Source organism: Arthrobacter sp. W4I7 (assembly GCF_030816215.1).
GTDB classification, from domain to species: Bacteria; Actinomycetota; Actinomycetes; order Actinomycetales; family Micrococcaceae; genus Arthrobacter; species Arthrobacter siccitolerans_A.
In genome coordinates, this window is the sequence record NZ_JAUSXU010000001.1 from 1,973,353 (window position 1) to 1,989,372 (window position 16,020).

20 protein-coding genes are annotated in these 16,020 nt (G+C 64.0%); 13 read left to right on the top strand and 7 right to left on the bottom strand.

The genetic code is table 11. The features are described from left to right. Positions 1 to 122: 122 nt before the first annotated feature. The 4 genes from QF047_RS09090 to QF047_RS09105 form a co-directional block, all read right to left on the bottom strand. Complete coding sequence (locus QF047_RS09090) at positions 123 to 1,793, bottom strand: ubiquinol-cytochrome c reductase cytochrome b subunit (protein WP_306633564.1); 1,671 nt, start codon at positions 1,791 to 1,793, stop codon at positions 123 to 125. Then, on the bottom strand, positions 1,771 to 2,844 hold the full coding sequence (locus tag QF047_RS09095; protein WP_306633562.1) for a ubiquinol-cytochrome c reductase iron-sulfur subunit: 1,074 nt from the start codon (positions 2,842 to 2,844) through the stop codon (positions 1,771 to 1,773). Before QF047_RS09095 ends, QF047_RS09090 begins: the two co-directional genes overlap by 23 nt. 102 nt (positions 2,845 to 2,946) lie before the next feature. Then, a complete protein-coding gene (locus QF047_RS09100; protein ID WP_306633560.1) occupies positions 2,947 to 3,735 on the bottom strand; it encodes a cytochrome c in 789 nt (262 codons plus the stop codon). Positions 3,736 to 3,821: 86 nt separating this feature from the next. Further along, positions 3,822 to 4,496: a heme-copper oxidase subunit III gene (locus tag QF047_RS09105; RefSeq protein ID WP_306633558.1), complete on the bottom strand. Its 675-nt coding sequence runs from the start codon at positions 4,494 to 4,496 to the stop codon at positions 3,822 to 3,824. 112 nt (positions 4,497 to 4,608) lie between these two features. On the opposite strand from QF047_RS09105, the gene trpD reads away from it, so the two are divergent. Then, complete coding sequence (gene trpD, locus QF047_RS09110) at positions 4,609 to 5,667, top strand: anthranilate phosphoribosyltransferase (protein ID WP_307275855.1); 1,059 nt, start codon at positions 4,609 to 4,611, stop codon at positions 5,665 to 5,667. Between the two features lie 13 nt (positions 5,668 to 5,680). On the opposite strand, the gene QF047_RS09115 is transcribed toward trpD, so the two are convergent. Continuing rightward, complete coding sequence (locus tag QF047_RS09115) at positions 5,681 to 5,962, bottom strand: Lrp/AsnC family transcriptional regulator (RefSeq protein WP_306633556.1); 282 nt, start codon at positions 5,960 to 5,962, stop codon at positions 5,681 to 5,683. Positions 5,963 to 6,068: 106 nt separating this feature from the next. Continuing rightward, positions 6,069 to 6,470, bottom strand: a complete 402-nt coding sequence (locus tag QF047_RS09120; protein ID WP_307275859.1) for a DUF3054 domain-containing protein — start codon at positions 6,468 to 6,470, stop codon at positions 6,069 to 6,071. 138 nt (positions 6,471 to 6,608) lie between these two features. Between QF047_RS09120 and QF047_RS09125 the strand changes: the two genes are divergently transcribed. The 7 genes from QF047_RS09125 (at position 6,609) to QF047_RS09155 (ending at position 11,644) form a co-directional block, all read left to right on the top strand. After that, positions 6,609 to 7,007, top strand: coding sequence for a VOC family protein (locus QF047_RS09125; RefSeq protein ID WP_307275862.1), 399 nt, complete (start codon positions 6,609 to 6,611; stop codon positions 7,005 to 7,007). A gap of 55 nt (positions 7,008 to 7,062) precedes the next feature. After that, positions 7,063 to 7,533: a VOC family protein gene (locus QF047_RS09130; RefSeq protein ID WP_306633552.1), complete on the top strand. Its 471-nt coding sequence runs from the start codon at positions 7,063 to 7,065 to the stop codon at positions 7,531 to 7,533. A 47-nt stretch (positions 7,534 to 7,580) separates the two neighbouring features. Next, positions 7,581 to 7,730, top strand: coding sequence for a hypothetical protein (locus QF047_RS09135; RefSeq protein ID WP_307275867.1), 150 nt, complete (start codon positions 7,581 to 7,583; stop codon positions 7,728 to 7,730). 199 nt (positions 7,731 to 7,929) lie between these two features. After that, positions 7,930 to 8,232, top strand: a complete 303-nt coding sequence (locus QF047_RS09140) for a DUF4193 domain-containing protein (RefSeq protein ID WP_307281867.1) — start codon at positions 7,930 to 7,932, stop codon at positions 8,230 to 8,232. A 358-nt stretch (positions 8,233 to 8,590) separates the two neighbouring features. Continuing rightward, on the top strand, positions 8,591 to 9,784 hold the full coding sequence (locus QF047_RS09145) for a type III polyketide synthase (protein ID WP_307275870.1): 1,194 nt from the start codon (positions 8,591 to 8,593) through the stop codon (positions 9,782 to 9,784). Between the two features lie 17 nt (positions 9,785 to 9,801). Continuing rightward, positions 9,802 to 10,485 (top strand): class I SAM-dependent methyltransferase, encoded by a 684-nt coding sequence (locus tag QF047_RS09150; protein WP_307281869.1) that lies wholly within the window; start codon positions 9,802 to 9,804, stop codon positions 10,483 to 10,485. Between the two features lies 1 nt (position 10,486). Next, complete coding sequence (locus QF047_RS09155) at positions 10,487 to 11,644, top strand: NAD(P)/FAD-dependent oxidoreductase (RefSeq protein ID WP_307275872.1); 1,158 nt, start codon at positions 10,487 to 10,489, stop codon at positions 11,642 to 11,644. 39 nt (positions 11,645 to 11,683) lie between these two features. Here the strand turns inward: QF047_RS09155 and QF047_RS09160 are convergent, their stop codons facing one another. Further along, the gene (locus tag QF047_RS09160; RefSeq protein WP_307275875.1) at positions 11,684 to 12,157 is read right to left on the bottom strand and encodes a nuclear transport factor 2 family protein; all 474 of its coding nucleotides are present in this window, start codon (positions 12,155 to 12,157) and stop codon (positions 11,684 to 11,686) included. 53 nt (positions 12,158 to 12,210) lie between these two features. Between QF047_RS09160 and QF047_RS09165 the strand changes: the two genes are divergently transcribed. The 5 genes from QF047_RS09165 (at position 12,211) to QF047_RS09185 (ending at position 15,992) form a co-directional block, all read left to right on the top strand. Next, complete coding sequence (locus QF047_RS09165; RefSeq protein ID WP_307275878.1) at positions 12,211 to 12,891, top strand: peptide deformylase; 681 nt, start codon at positions 12,211 to 12,213, stop codon at positions 12,889 to 12,891. Positions 12,892 to 12,952: 61 nt separating this feature from the next. After that, positions 12,953 to 13,834, top strand: coding sequence for a putative RNA methyltransferase (locus tag QF047_RS09170; protein ID WP_307275881.1), 882 nt, complete (start codon positions 12,953 to 12,955; stop codon positions 13,832 to 13,834). A 123-nt stretch (positions 13,835 to 13,957) separates the two neighbouring features. Further along, on the top strand, positions 13,958 to 14,422 hold the full coding sequence (locus tag QF047_RS09175; protein WP_307275883.1) for an NfeD family protein: 465 nt from the start codon (positions 13,958 to 13,960) through the stop codon (positions 14,420 to 14,422). Positions 14,423 to 14,455: 33 nt separating this feature from the next. Beyond that, entirely contained in the window at positions 14,456 to 15,400 is a 945-nt protein-coding gene (locus QF047_RS09180; RefSeq protein WP_306633537.1) for an SPFH domain-containing protein, read from the top strand. A gap of 244 nt (positions 15,401 to 15,644) precedes the next feature. Then, on the top strand, positions 15,645 to 15,992 hold the full coding sequence (locus QF047_RS09185; protein WP_013600997.1) for an RNA polymerase-binding protein RbpA: 348 nt from the start codon (positions 15,645 to 15,647) through the stop codon (positions 15,990 to 15,992). The last annotated feature ends 28 nt before the right edge of the window (positions 15,993 to 16,020 follow it).

The window sequence follows — 16,020 nt, forward strand, 5'->3', positions numbered from 1 at the left end:
CTTGCACTTCCCGCGCAGGCGCCGTGCCTCGGGCACAGCCGCAAATGCACAGTTGGCAGCCGAACACAGAGAAGGCCCGGTCCTTATGGACCGGGCCTTCTCTGTGGGGAAACCAACTGTGCCTAGTGGCTCAGGCTCCTGGCTTCCTCGGGTGCTTCAACTGCCGCATGGCCGTGGCCGTGCGCGGCTTCCAGCTCAGCCGGGGTTGCCGGCGCAACGCGGTCCTCGAAGAACCAGCGGGACAGGAACGCACGACGCTTCTCCTTGCTGGTCACCACACCGTGTTCGTTGGGTACGGCGGGGAGGACCTGAGGCGATTCAAAGCCCACCAGCTTGTAGCGCTTGTACTCGTCCAGCGGTGCGTGCACTTCGATGAATTCGCCGTGCGGGAGGCGGACGATGCGTCCGGTCTCGCGGCCGTGCAGGGCGATCTCGCGGTCCTTGCGCTGGAGTGCAAGGGCAACGCGCTTGGTCACAATGAATGCGATGACCGGTCCGATGAAGAACAGGGCCCGCAGCCAGTAGGTGACGTCGTTGAGCGACACTCCGAAGTGGGTGGCGATGAGGTCCGATCCGGCAGCTGCCCACATCACGCAGTACCAGACGAAGCCGGCCATACCAATGGCTGTCCGTGTGGGGGCGTTGCGGGGACGGTCCAGAACGTGGTGTTCACGGTCGTCCTTGGTGATCCAGCGCTCGATCCACGGGTAGGCGAACATCACCGTGAAAAGGATTCCGGCAGGCACCAGGGCGGGGAGCAGGACGTTGAACGTGAACACGTGGCCGAACCACACCTGCTCCACGTGCCAGTTGCCGAGGGTGCCCGGCATCAGGCGGAGCGCGCCGTCGACAAATCCGATGTACCAGTCAGGCTGGGTACCGGCTGAGACGGGGGAGGGGTCGTACGGCCCGTAGTTCCAGATCGGGTTGATCGTGAAGAAACCGGCCATGAGGGCCAGAACGCCGAAGACGATGAAGAAGAATCCACCGGCCTTGGCGGCGTAGACCGGGCCCAGCGGGTAGCCGACAACGTTGTTGTCATTGCGTCCCGGGCCGGGGTACTGGGTGTGCTTGTGCACAACCACCATAAAGAGGTGCAGGACGATCATGAGCAGGATCAGTGCCGGTACCAGCAGGATGTGCAGCATGTACAGGCGGCTGATGATGGCCGTGCCCGGGAACTCCCCACCAAAGAGGAAGAACGAGATGTACGTGCCGAGCACCGGGATCGACTTGATCACGCCGTCAATGATGCGCAGGCCGTTGCCGGACAGCAGGTCATCAGGCAGGGAGTAGCCGGTGAATCCGGCTGCCATGGCGAGGATCAGCAGTACGCTGCCAACAACCCAGTTCATTTCACGCGGCCTGCGGAATGCGCCGGTGAAGAAAACGCGCAGCATGTGGACTGCGATGGACGCCACGAACAGCAGGGCCGCCCAGTGGTGTACCTGGCGCATGAACAGGCCGCCGCGGATATCGAACGAGATGTCCAGGGATGAGCTGTAGGCAACTGACATCTCGACGCCCTTGAGGGGCACGTAAGAACCGTCGTAATGCGTCTCCGCCATGGACGGATCGAAGAAGAACGTCAGGAAGGTGCCGGAAAGCAGCAGGATGACAAAGGAGTACAGTGCCACTTCGCCGAACATGAATGACCAGTGGTCGGGGAAGACCTTGCGGCCGAATTCGCGGAGGATTCCGGAACCGCCAACACGTGAATCGACAAAGTCGGTGAACCGGCCTGTCTTGGTTTTGGCGACGAAGGTGGGCTCAGCTGTTGATGCTGCGCTCATGCACATCACGCTCCCAGTAACTTGGTCCTACGGGTTCATGGAAGTCGCTGGTAGCGACGAGGTAGCCCTCATCATCAACTGCGATGGGCAGCTGGGGGAGGGGACGGCTGGCGGGGCCGAAGATCACCTTGCACTCCTGCGTGAGGTCAAAGGTGGACTGGTGGCACGGGCACAGCAGGTGGTGCGTCTGCTGCTCGTAAAGAGCAACGGGGCAACCGACGTGGGTGCAGATCTTGGAGTATGCAACGATGCCGTTGTAACCCCACTCCTCGCGGCCCTCGGAAGGGTTCAGGGAGGCGGGATCCAGGCGCATGAGCAGCACAACAGCCTTGGCCTTTTCGTTGAGCTTGCCCTCGTGGAGTTCGTTCAGGCCTTCCGGAATGACGTGGAAGGCAGAACCGATGGTGACGTCGGAAGCCTTGATGGGGGTTCCGTCAGGGTCCCGGGCGAGGCGCTTGAGCTTGCCGTCCTGGGGTGCCCACATGGTGTGGGAGAGTTTGTCGTCCGGACGCGGGCCGAGGTCGCCGAAGATGGCAACCGCAGGCAGCGGCGCCAACGCAACAGCACCCAGCAGGGTGTTCCGGATCAGCGGGCGGCGCTTGATGCCCGTCTCTTCGACGATGTCGTCAACGATCCGGACAGCCGCCTGGCGGTCCTCTTCGTAGCGGATCGCGTGGCGCTCTTCGGAGACTTCATGGTCCGGCATAAGGGCCTTGGCCCAGTGCACGATGCCTGTACCGATGCCGAGCATCGCGAAGGCCGTGCCTATGCCCAGCAGCATATTCTGGAGCCGGATGGAACCAATGGTTGAGTCTTCGCCTCCCAGGTCAATGGCGAAGTACGCCACCAGGAAGATCAGGGTTCCAACAACAGAGATGCCAAATAGTAAGGCGACCTGCCGTTCTGCCCGCTTTGCGGCCTTCGGGTCCGTGTCAGCCAGGCGCAAACGGTGCGGAGGAATTCCAGGATCCTGGAACTTCTCCACCTCATTCTGACCAGCCGTAGCTACGGTGCCCGAGTGGTTCGGACTGCCGTCACTATGGTTGCCCATAATTCGCCTCATCCTTCTCTCGTCCCGGCGGGTGCCGGGTTAGTTTCTAATATCAAGCTGCTGACGGATCAGCAGAAGTGCATTGCCGTAATTAGCGCAGGCTTAGGACGTCCGCGAAGTCAGCCAGATGGTGAAGGCGATGATGACGCCGAGGCCGGCAATCCAGACGAAGAGTCCTTCCGCCACGGGGCCGAGCGAACCCAGTTCGGCGCCGCCGGGGGAGCCGGAGGTTTCGATCTGCTTCAGGAAGGTGATGATGTCGCGCTTGCCTTCGGGCGTGATGTTGGAGTCGTTGAACACGGGCATGTTCTGCGGGCCGGTAACCATGGCTTCGTAGATGTGCTTGCCGGACGTATCCTTCAGCGCCGGTGCAAACTTGCCGCGGGTCAGGGCGCCGCCGGCAGCGGCAGCGTTGTGGCACATGGCGCAGTTGGTGCGGAAAAGCTCGCCGCCGGCAGCAGCGTCTCCCTTTTCGTCGAGCAGGCCTTCTTCAGGGATTGCCGGGCCGGCGCCCAGGGAAGCAACATAGGCTGCAAGCTGGTGGGTCTGTTCATCGTTGAACTGAACAGGCTTTTCCAGCGCCTGGGGGCCATTCATCTGCATCGGCATGCGGCCGGTTCCAACCTGGAAGTCAACAGCAGCAGCGCCGACGCCCACCAGGGACGGACCATCCTTGGAACCGCTGGCGCCCATGCCGTGGCAGGTGGCGCAGTTGGCGGCGAAGAGCTTTCCGCCTTCCTCGGCGTCACTTGTGCTGAACGTGGTGGTGGAAGCCTTGGCCTCGTTGACGGTGGTGGCCACGGCGTACAGCCCGCCAGTGATGAGGAGACCCATCAGTAGCAGGGCAATTGCTGCCAGTGGGTGTCGCCGCTTTTGCGAGAGTGCCTTCACGTGGTGGTTCCTTTATTCGATCCTGGGCGGGCTCCGGGAGCCGCTACCTGAAATTCTGCCTCTTGTAGAAAAAGAATCAAAGCTGGCTACTTGAGGACGTAGATGACCAGGAAGAGGCCGATCCAGACGACATCCACAAAGTGCCAGTAGTACGAGGTGACGATCGCGGATGTTGCTTCGAAGTGCCCGAACTTCTTCGCGGCAAATGAGCGGCCCATGATCAGGAGGAAGGCAACCAGCCCGCCGATCACGTGCATGCCGTGGAACCCGGTGGTCATGTAGAAGGCCGAACCGTAGGCGTTGGAGGAGAGCGAGACGTGCTCGGAAACCAGCATCGCGTATTCAGTGGCCTGGCCGGCGACGAAGAACGCACCCATCAGGAACGTGAGGGTGAACCATTCGTTCATTCCCCAGCGGGCGAACTGGAAAGCCCCGCCAGTTTTGCGCGGCTGGAGCCGCTCGGCGGCGAAGACGCCCATCTGGCAAGTAAAGGAACTGGCCACGAGGACGATCGTGTTAACGAGCGCAAAGGGGAAGTTGAGCTTGGCCGTCTCTTCCGCCCACATCTCGCCGCTGGTGGAGCGCAGCGTGAAGTACATGGCAAAGAGACCGGCGAAGAACATCAACTCGCTGGAGAGCCACACTACGGTTCCAACGGAAACCATATTGGGGCGGTTCAGCGTGGGGTGCGCCGGGGTACTGGGGGCATGGGTCGCAGATGTCACATAGACATTATGTCGGTAAAACTCCGTGCTGCCCAACGCAAACCGGCTTTTCGGGGGACTTTTTCTACAAAGACGCGAAATCAGCCGGAAAAGTTCCCCGGCCCGTTCATATTGGTCAGTCCCTGCCTTCCCTCGGTAGCATCAGCAGGTGACTTCACAGGCATCTGCAGCACCGGCAGGCAACACCTGGCCGCGGCTGATTTCGGCACTGATCAACGGCAAGGACCTGACGGCGGACAGCACCGCGTGGGCCATGGACACCATCATGTCCGGGGAAGCGACGCCGGCCCAGATCGCAGGTTTCCTGGTTGCCCTCAGCGCCAAGGGCGAAACTGTCGATGAGCTGTCCGGCCTGGTGGATGCCATGCTTGCGCACGCCAATCCCGTCTCTATCTCCGGCGAGAAGCTGGACATCGTTGGTACAGGTGGTGACCAACTTAACACCGTGAACATCTCCACCATGGCAGCCCTGGTCGCTGCCGGGGCCGGTGCGAAGGTGGTGAAGCACGGCAACCGCGCGGCGTCGTCGTCGTCCGGCTCAGCGGATGTGCTGGAGGCGCTGGGCGTCCGGCTGGACCTGACCATCGAGCAGGTGGCACGCAACGCCGAAGAGGCGGGCATCACGTTCTGCTTCGCGCAGGTGTTCCATCCGTCCTTCCGGCATACGGCAGTCCCTCGGAAGGAACTGGCCATACCGACTGCCTTCAACTTCCTGGGCCCGCTGACCAATCCTGCGAGGGTGCAGGCTTCGGCAGTCGGCGTCGCCAACGCGCGGATGGCGCCGCTGGTGGCGGGTGTCCTTGCCCGGCGGGGGAGCCGCGGCCTGGTGTTCCGCGGGAATGACGGGTTGGACGAGCTCACCACCACGGGTCCGTCAACTGTGTGGGAGATCCGTAACGGCACCGTAGTGGAGCAGTCGTTCTCCCCGGCGGACCTCGGCATCAAGCTGGCTACGGTGGAGCAGCTGCGCGGCGGGGACGCCCAGGCGAACGCTGCTGTGGTCCGCGAGGTCCTCGCCGGCAAGGAAGGCCCCGCGCGGGACGCCGTCCTCCTTAACGCGGCTGCCGGCCTGGTGGCCTTCGACGCGGTCGCGGAGGGTCCGCTGGTGGAGCGGATGCGGGTTGCCTATGCGCGGGCAGCTGAATCCATCGGGTCCGGCGCCGCGGCTGCGGTCCTGGAGAAATGGGTGTCGCTGACCCGTCCCTGACCGCTTTCTGTGCCTACTGCTCGAAACCGAGGGCGAACGCTGCGTCCAGATCATGCTGGGAGTAGGCGCGGAACGCGATATGCGTTGTGGTGTGGACCACTGCCGGCACCTTGGAGAGCCGGTCTGCGATGACGTCGGCAAGGTCTTCGTGCCGCCGTACGCGTGCCACCGCGATCAGATCCCATTCGCCCGTCACTGAGTAGACCTCGCTGATGCCCTCGATCGCTGAAATCTCCTCGGCGGTTTCGGGAATGCGGGCAGCGTCGGTTTTGATCAGAACGAATGCGGTGATCACGTTTAATCCTTTCGGATCTGTTGCGCCGTAGCAGGGCCCGGCAAGCTTCTCGGTGCTGCCAGCCTATTACATCCGGGCCTGGAGCCGGCGGGACGTTCGCGCCCCGTCAGGTCTTCCGGAGCCGCCGGACTCCTGCCCACGCCAGCCGCCAGCCCAGCAGCAGCAGCCCCAGGCTGAGCAGGGCAACAATAATGAATGGCAGCACCACCGTTTGGTTCGTGAGCAGCCGGAGAACCATACCGCCGGCCAGGGCCCCGAGCCAGACCGCCAGGCCGGTCCGCCGCACTGACAGCGGGTGCCGCCAGGCCCTGGAGGCCACCCAGCCAAGGGCCGCCCCAGCCAGGAACGGCCATGCGGTCAGGAACACGCCGGCCACCACATCGCCCCGTTGATGCGCGTCCCGCCCCACTCCAGCGAACACCAGGATCAGCACGGCGTCCGTGATGGCGGCGGCTGCAATCCGCGGTCTGGAATGGATCTGCAGGGGCTGCTGAATCGGAGGGGTCATGATTTCGAGCCTAGCAATTCGCGGCCGCGCCCGTTGCCCCACCGGAGCGCTCCCTGCCGGCGACAGCCCTACCCCCTTGTGGGCGCCACCGCGGACGCGCAGGATGGATAGCTCGGGAGTGTCCGGAAGGCAGGGTCCATGCGGTTGATTCAGGTAGCTCAGCGCGCCAGCGACCTCGAGCGGGCCGCGGCGTTCTATTCCCAACTGCTTGCCGTCCAGCCCACGGCCGTGTTTGACCCTCCTGGTCTGTTGTTCTTCGATCTTGATGGCCTGCGGCTGCTGCTGGAGCGGGGAGCACCGACGGCGCTTCTCTATCTCGAAGTTCCCGATGTGAGGGAGTCGGTGGAAGAGCTCAAAGGCAGGGGAGTCGAGGTGGTGGCAGAACCCCATGTCATCTTCAGCCACACCGATGGGCTGTTGGCGCCCGCAGGGACGGACGAATGGATGGCCTTTATCCGGGACAGCGAGGGCAACACAGTAGGGCTTGTCAGCCAGCTGCCCATACTGCCGGCACCGCAGAACCGGGACCGCGCGTAAGACCATTGTGCCCTTTGGGTACCGCCACTAGGCTCAAGCCGGAAGGGAGCAACCTATGCCACGCACCATCGGAACGTGCCTCTGGTTCGAGAACGAGGCGGAACAGGCCGCCGAGTTCTACACGTCGGTTTTCGACGACTCCAGGATCCTGAACGTCTCTCGTTTCGAAGGGGTGCCCGGTCCCGAAGGGCAGGCCATCGCCGTCGAATTCGAGCTGGAAGGCCGGGCCTTCACCGCGCTGAACGGTGCCCGGGGTGCCGGTTTCACCGAAGCAGTTTCCTTTGTGGTCGGCTGCGAGGACCAGGACGCGGTGGACCGCTACTGGACGGCTTTGACCGACGGCGGCGGCGAAAGCCAGTGCGGCTGGCTTAAGGACCGTTTCGGTGTGTCCTGGCAGATCGTTCCGTCGGTGCTCAACTCACTTATTGCCGGGCCCGATCCTCTGGGTTCCCAGCGGGCCATGCAGGCGATGCTGGGAATGCGGAAGCTGGACATTGCGGAGCTGCAGAAGGCCTACGACGGCTGACGTTTCCTGGCGCTGCGGCGGACGGCCGGCAGGTAGCATCAGTCCCGATGAACAAACCGCTGTGGATCTGCTGCCTGGTGGGTGCCGCCCTCGGCTTCACCCTGGGGCTGGCTGTCTTTGACAGCCCTTTCATCGGTTTCGCCTTGGGGCTGGGTGTCGGCGCAATGGTGGGCGCCAGCGTCGGGAAGCGGCACTAGGCGGGCGGGGAAGCCGCCTCCGGCGGGGACGAGCCGGGTCAGGCCGGTGCGGCACGGCGATGTCCCAGCGTAGGGAGTGTGAAGTCCGGGCATTCCGGTTCAGTTGACCTCAGCCGGGAACAATGGTGCATCAATGTACGTTTCAATCTCGTCAGAAAAAGAACATCAGGCAAAAACGTCAGAAATGAGAATCAGCCAAGTGGCAACCGATTACGACGAAGTTCGTTCCGACGTCAAGGAATCTCAGGACCGTTCTCTGGAGGCATTGCAGTCTGCGAACGCCCCGGATGCGCGCAGCGTCGTCACCGAACTGGATGAAGCCGATGCCCTCGACGACGGATTGACCCCCGGGGGAGAGATTGTCTCCGAAGAGCTCATCGTCCAGGTCATTCCGCAGGCAGCGGACGAGTTTACCTGCTATTCCTGTTTCCTGGTCAGGCACCGGTCGCAGCTGGCGCGCGAGAGCAATGGCCACTCGTACTGCATCGAGTGCGAAGGCTAAAGCGGACGTTCGCTGCGACCCGCGCTTGTCCTCAAACCGGATCTCCGAGCGGACCGCAAGGTTTGAGTGGGCATCACGCGAGCGAAGCTCCGGTCAACCTCTGGTTGACTGGAGCTTCGTCGATTTCTAAGGGGCAACCGGCGGTAGACGCCCGGCCCGTTGCGGTAGGGGTTGTGAAGGGGTCTGAGAACAGCAGCTTTACATAATGTAGATTATCGGCTCTTTAGCCAGGAGCCGGGAAGGGGCTCCGCCGGCGGTCCGGCCCGGGTGATTCCGGGGCCGGCGCAAAGGCAGGCTGCCACCGACAAATCCGCAGGTCAGCATTGTCTTATCCGGGCTGCTCGTTAAGAATGAGTCAATGACGGTCTATGTGCGATCACTTGAAACTGCTGTCCCGAAAACGATGCTGATCCAGACAGAAGCCCGTGACGTGTTTGCAGCCCAACCAGGTTTGACCAGGCTTGGTTCGCGGCTGGTCAGCACCTGCTTTGACTCCGCCGCCATCGACACCCGTTTCACCGCCGTTGAGGAACTCACCAACGATTTCCGCTCCGACAATCCGCAGTTCTACGACCCCGAGACGGGCCTGCTGCTGAATCCCAGCACCAAGGTCCGCAACGACATTTTCGGCCGGGAGGCCACCAAGCTCTTTGTCGAAGCCGCCCGTGCTGCTGTCGCGGCCGCCCCAGAACTCGATTTACTTGACATAACTCATCTCATCACGGTCTCGTGCACGGGATTCTTCAACCCCGGCCCGGACTACAAGATCGTCCGGGAGCTCGGCCTGGATCCGGCCGTCCAGCGCTACCACCTCGGATTCATGGGCTGCTATGCGGCGTTTCCTGCGCTGCGGGCAGCGAAATTGTTCTGCGACGCGGACCCGAACGCCGTTGTGCTGGTGGTGTGCGCCGAGCTGTGCTCCCTGCACGTCCGCACCTCCAACGACCCGGACACGATTATGGGTTCGGCCCTGTTTGCCGATGGTGCCGCGGCCGCGGTCGTCACAGCCCGGAGCGGTGCAGAGACGCAGTCCCTGCTCCGGCTGGACCACTTCGAGACGGTCCTCACGCCGGTTGGCGAGGACTCCATGGCCTGGAATATTGGCGACCACGGGTTCGAAATGGTGCTCGGAAATTATGTCCCGCACATCATCGATGACCACATCGTGGGCGCCCTGCAGCCCCTCCTGGCGAAGGACCCGGAACTGGCGGCACTCCCCTACGCCTCCATCCGCCACTGGGCCATCCACCCGGGCGGCCGCAGCATCCTGGACAAAGTCCAGTCCCGGCTGGGCCTGACGGATGAGCAGCTGGTCCCGGCGCGCGAGACGCTGCGCAATTACGGCAACATGAGCAGCTCGACGGTGCTTTTTGTGCTCAAGCACATCCTGGAACAGTCTCCTGAGGACGGCGACGAACGGATCTGCTCCATGGCTTTCGGGCCCGGACTCACTGTCGAGACAGGACTTTTCACCAAGCTGCGGCAGGCACCGGCAGGGGCCCGGCGAAGCCACGTGTCCGGGCATGTGGCAGCGGAAGTGCCGGTGTCCTGAACGTCGTGGACCTCCTCATGCGGCAGCGGGCGGTCGACGCTGTGGAACTGATGGACCGGCCAGACTGCGATGCCCGGCTCCTGGACAATACCTACCGCCAGTTTGGCCTGGTCAACCGCCTGCTGTCCGGCTGGCGGAAGCTGTACGTCCGCGAGCTTCGTCCAACCCTGGCGAAAAACACCGCTCCTGCCACGCTGCTGGACATCGGCTCCGGCGGCGGAGACCTGGCGTACCAGCTCGCCGCCTGGGCCCGCCGTGATGGGCTGCCACTGCAGGTCACGGGCATAGACCCCGACGTCCGCGCCGCCGCCTACGCCCGTGGACGTCCGCCCGTGCCCGGCGTTGAATTCCGCCAGGCCCACAGCGCGGACCTGGTCCGGGAAGGACGCAGCTTCGACTTCGTCATCTCAAACCACGTGCTCCACCATCTTTCGGCCGGCGAACTCCAGCAGCTCCTTTCTGATTCAGCCGCCCTGGCCGGCCGCAAGGTCCTCCACAACGACCTTCGGCGCAGCCCCGCCGCCTACGGACTCTTCTTTGCTGCCGCCCTGCCGTTCCGTCATTCCTACATCCGCGTGGACGGATTGACGTCCATCCGCAGGAGCTACACCCCGGCAGAACTGACGGCTCTCGCGCCGCCGGCCTGGACGGTGGAGCCCGCCGCGGCCTTCCACCAGCTCCTGGCCTTGCGCAGGAACTGACGTGGCAACGGACGTCCTGATCATTGGCGGGGGGCCGGTGGGCTTGTACCTCGCAGCTTTACTGCTCCAGGACGGCGTGAGCGTCCGGCTGCTGGAACAGCGGCAAACGAGGAACCTGCACAGCCGCGCCATCGGCATCCATCCACCCGCCCTTGAGGCCTTGCGGAAGGTTCGGATTGCCGATACCGCGGTCAAGGACGGGGTCCGGATCCGGGACGGGATGGCGGTCAGCGGCGGGAAGACCGTAGGCACTATGTCCTTTGGCCGTGTCTCCGAGGCTTTCCCATTCGTGCTTGCGCTGCCCCAGTTCCGCACCGAGCAGCTCCTGGAGGAGCGCGTCTGCCAACTCGACCGCGATGCCGTGGTCCGCGGCGTGCGGGCCACTCAAGTTACAGACGACGGCGGACGGGTCACCGTCGTTGCGCAGACCGGCGGCGTGGACGAGCGGCAGGAGGCGGAGTTCGCCGCGTCCCTCGTGGTCGCGGCCGACGGCGCGCGGTCCCGGGTGCGCGACCTTCTGGGCGTACAGGTGCGCACCAGGAACTACCCAGACCATTACCTTATGGGCGACTTCCAGGACCCGGGGCCTTATGGCGAAAAGGCCGTCCTGTTCCTTGAGCCAGGCGGAATTGTTGAGTCATTCCCCCTGCCGGGCGGTATACGTCGGTGGGTGGTGCGGCTGGGCCGGCCCGCCCGCAACGCCGGACCGGCCCAGCTGGCAGAACTGGTCCGGGACCGGACAGGAATCCTTCCCGACGCGCGCACCGGCACCATGGTGAGCGCTTTCAGCGTTCAATCAGCCCTCACTACCCGGATGGCAGCCGGCCGGGTTGTCCTGATCGGGGATGCAGCCCACGAGATCAGCCCAATCGGTGGCCAGGGCATGAACCTCGGCTGGCTGGACGCCCAGGCCCTCTCCCCCGTCATCCGGTCCGCGCTGGCGGGCAGCGGTAAGGACTGGACGGACCGGCACTTTACGGGGTTCGACGCCAGCCGGCGGCAGGCAGCGATTTTGGCCAGGCGGCAGTCCGAAATCAACATGATGCTGGGCCGCCCGCTGCCGGGGCCCCTGCTGGCACTGCGGAACCTTGGCATCAGTGCGGCGGCAGGCACGCCGGCCGTCAACCGCTGGGTCGCCCGCCGCTTCACCATGCAATAGGCTCCTCAGGATGCAACGAACTAGTGCCCGTCTTAGCACCTAGCGGTAGTAGCAGTCGTAACTGTCCTGGCTGACGATTAACCCTTCACGCACTTCAAACACCGACGACGTCCGGGCCCGGATTACTTCGCCCTGATCCCAGTACCGGAGGTCCATCAGCACCGTCGCGGACCAGTCGGCTTCGACAGCCACCCGGCCGCCCTCACAGGTGGTCCGCCGGACGGCAAACTTCTGCTCCGCCACCACCTCTGAACTGTGGTCCGCTCCGGCCAGGACTTCGGGCAGTGTTCGGATGGAGCCCTCCGGAGCCAGGAGGTGCGGGGCTTCTACCAGGACAAATGATTCAGCAAGGAAAGGCCGGATTTCAGCCGCTCCCCCGCCCGCTTCGAGTACGCGGATGAACCCCAGGACACAATCCAGTGGCGAGGCATCCTGTCCGGAGCTCCTCTGTGGTGGAGTGTCTTTTGCTGAGGTGCCAACGGCCGGGTCGGGCGGCATGGAAGGGGCAGGCATGACATCGACACTAGCCGAGCGTCCGGGCCCCGGCCGGCCGCTAGGCTTTGCTCATGAGCCAGAGCACGCCCGCGACCGACCTCACTGCCGCAGAAATCCGTGAAACCGTGGAGCGGATCCTCGCCGCGGGGACCCTTCCGCCCATCGTGCAGGCGGGCCACCCTGCCCTCCGCCAGCGGGCGGCAGCGTTTGACGGCCAGCTGTCCGGAGAGCTGCTGACCCGGCTGATCAACCTCATGCGCGACGTGATGCACGAGGCGCCCGGCGTGGGCCTCGCAGCACCCCAACTCGGGATACCGCTGCAGCTGGCGGTCCTTGAGGATCAGTTCGACGTCGACCCCGAGGCTGCCGCCCTGCGGAACCGCATCCCCCTGGAATTCCTCGCGATTGTGAACCCCCGCTATACGCCGCTTGGCTCCAGGCTTGATTCGTTCTATGAGGGCTGTCTCTCCCTCAATGGCCTGCAGGCAGTGGTGGCCCGCCACGAAGAAGTCCGCCTCGACTTCCAAACGCCGGACGGAGTGGCCGCGCAACGGGAGTTCTCCGGCTGGCAGGCCCGCATTGTCCAGCATGAGACGGACCACCTTAACGGTGTGCTTTACGTGGACAAGGCCCAGCTGCGGTCACTGAGTAGCAACGCCGAATATGCGGCGCACTGGGCGGAAGCAGGCATCGGGAAGGCCCAGCAGGGGCTGGGGTTCGACGCCGGCCCGGCGGGCATCAGCCGCACGTGACCTTGCCCTGCCTGACACCCACTAAGGAAGGCCGGGCAAGGTCACCCCTAGGATGGTTCCCATGCCCTCCTCCACTGACCTTCCGCTGCTGTGCCCGGTGTGCTCGAATCCGCTGGACCTTCTGGAAACGGATTCGGGCCAGAGCCGCCTGGCCTGCCCCTCGGGCCATAGCTTTGATGCAGCCCGGCAGGGGTATTTCAACCTGCTCGTGGGTAAGGGGACGGCCTTCGAGGCCGACTCGTCCGCCATGGTCCAGGCCCGCTCCGACTTTCTGGGGGACGGCCATTACCGGTCCCTTGCGGACGCGGTGGCAGACGCCGTCGTACCCTTCCTGCCGGAAGACCGCGCGGCCGTGCTGGACTCTGGCACCGGAACCGGCCACTACCTGCGGGTTCTGCTCGATGCTGCGGCAACCCAGGGCCGGAAGGTCGCTGCCCTTGGCCTGGACATCTCAAAATTCGCGCTCCGCCGTGCCGCGCGGCTTAATCCCGAGGCCCTGAACCTGGTCTGTGACATCTGGCAGCCCTTACCCCTTGCGGACGACTCAGTGGATGCCGTCACCGTCATCTTCGCCCCGCGCAACGTCCCGGAGTTCGCCCGTGTGCTCCGGCCGTCCGGGCGGCTGGTGGTGGTCACGCCTCGGAGCGGACATTTAGCCTCCCTTGCCGCGGTAACGGGCATGCTGGGCATCGAAGAGGGCAAGGAAGCGCGGCTCGCGGAAGCAATGGGCGGGTATTTCGACGCCGAAACGACCGTCGTCGTCGACATCCCCTTGAGGCTGACCCGCCTGGAGGCAGCCGCCCTGGCGTTTATGGGACCGGCTGGACACCACCTGGACCGCGACGCCGTTTCTGCCCGGCTTGAGGTGCTGCCCGCACCGCTCATGACGGAAGCGAAGTTCCAGATCATGGTCTTCCGGCCCCGGAAACGCGCCGGTACGTAACGAGTTGGCCACTATCCGGTGGCTGCCCATGTGAGGCAACCCACAGTTGAGTGGGCCGCACTAAGATTGAAGAACAGTTACTGGCGGGCGCTTCCGCGGCTCCCCGTAGCAAAGGGGGAGAACTTGTTCGAATGGCTCGGGGAAAACTGGTGGGCACTGTGGCTCACGGCTTTCCTGGCGTTTGCAGTGATCGAGATGATCACGCTTGACCTCTTTTTTATCATGCTCGGCGGGGGAACCCTGGCCGCACTGGTGGCCGACTTCGCGGGCGCAGACTTCTGGCTTCAGATCGTGGTCTTCTGCGTGGTGTCACTGCTGATGATCGCCTTCGTCCGGCCCGTGGCCCTCGCCCACCTGAAGAAGGGCCCGTCGGACCAGCGCACCAACGTGGACCGGCTGATCGGTGAACAGGCCCTGGTGATGGAGCCCGTGTCCTCCGACGGCGGCCTGGTCAAAATCGGCGGTGACATCTGGACTGCCCGTTCTGCCGGCGGCGTCCTTCCGGCCGGACAAAGAGTTGTGGTTTCCGCGATCGACGGGGCAACGGCAGTGGTGTCCGCCCCGCCCGAAGTGGCGGGCCAGTCCTGATACAGCCTGATCAATTGGGGAACAAGGAGATGTATGGATAACGCCGGAGGAACTGCATTGGCGATAGTACTGGTAGTCCTGATCGTGTTTGTGATTATCGTTTTGGTCCGTTCGGTGCGGATCATTCCGCAAGCGCGCGCCGGCGTCGTGGAACGGCTGGGCAAGTACCAGCGGACGCTCAACCCGGGACTTACCATCCTGATTCCGTTTGTGGACCGGCTCCTGCCGCTGCTGGACCTCCGCGAACAGGTGGTGTCCTTCCCTCCGCAGCCGGTTATCACCGAAGACAACCTGGTGGTCTCCATCGACACCGTGGTCTACTTCCAGGTCACGGATCCACGGGCCGCCACCTATGAAATCGCCAACTACATCCAGGCGGTGGAGCAGCTGACCACCACCACCCTGCGCAACGTCGTGGGCGGCCTGAACCTGGAAGAGGCGCTCACCTCCCGCGACCAGATCAACGGCCAGCTGCGCGGTGTGCTGGATGAGGCAACCGGCCGCTGGGGTATCCGCGTTTCACGCGTGGAGCTCAAGGCCATCGACCCGCCGCACTCCATCCAGGACTCCATGGAGAAGCAGATGCGGGCGGAGCGGGACCGACGTGCCGCCATCCTGACCGCCGAAGGCACCAAGCAGTCCGCCATCCTGACCGCTGAGGGCCAGCGGCAGGCGTCCATCCTGGCGGCGGAAGGCGACGCCAAGGCCGCCATCCTCCGTGCAGACGGTGAGGCGCAGGCCATCCAGAAGGTCTTTGACGCCATCCACAAGGGCAACCCGGACCAGAAACTGCTGGCGTACCAATACCTGCAGACACTTCCCAAGCTCGCGGAAGGCTCCTCCAACAAGCTGTGGATTATCCCCAGCGAAGTCGGCGAAGCCCTCAAGGGCATCGGCAGTGCCCTGGGCGGAACCACCACCGGGACCGGCGTTGCGGGGCTGTTCGATGAGGTGGGCGCCAAGCCTTCCGAGCCCTGACGCCGGGGCCCGGCCAAGCTACCGAAGGGATCCGCAGCTGCTGCGGATCCCTTCCATTTTGGCTGACATGGCATGCCGCGCGTATAATTGGGTATTTGTCTGGCAGGAGTAGATCCGCTGGAACAACCAAGCTTCGCAATGCGTTGAATCTAAAGATGCAGCACAGTGCACAGAGTAGTCCGGAGACGCTTGCGCCGCCGGCTAACGCGGGTTCTACACCGCGAACCGACCAGAGGGAGAAATCATGAGCGATCGCAGCCTGCGGGGCATGCGCCTTGGCGCGCAGAGCATGGAGACCGAGTCCGGAGTCGAGCCGGCTCCGCGCCAGCGCGTCGAGTACCGGTGCGAAGACGGCGAGCAGGTCTTTGTCACCTTCTCCTCCGAAGCGGAGATTCCTCCGGTATGGGTTTCCAAGACCGGCAAAGAAGCGCTCCTGGTTGACGGCGAACGCCCGGACACCAGCAACGATAAAGCAGTCCGCACCCACTGGGACATGCTGCTGGAACGCCGCTCCCTGCCGGAACTGGAGCAGATCCTCGAGGACCGCCTCACCATCCTGCGTGAACGCCGCGGAGAACGCCGCTCCGCGTAATACAGCCTGAATAAAACAATGGGCCGTC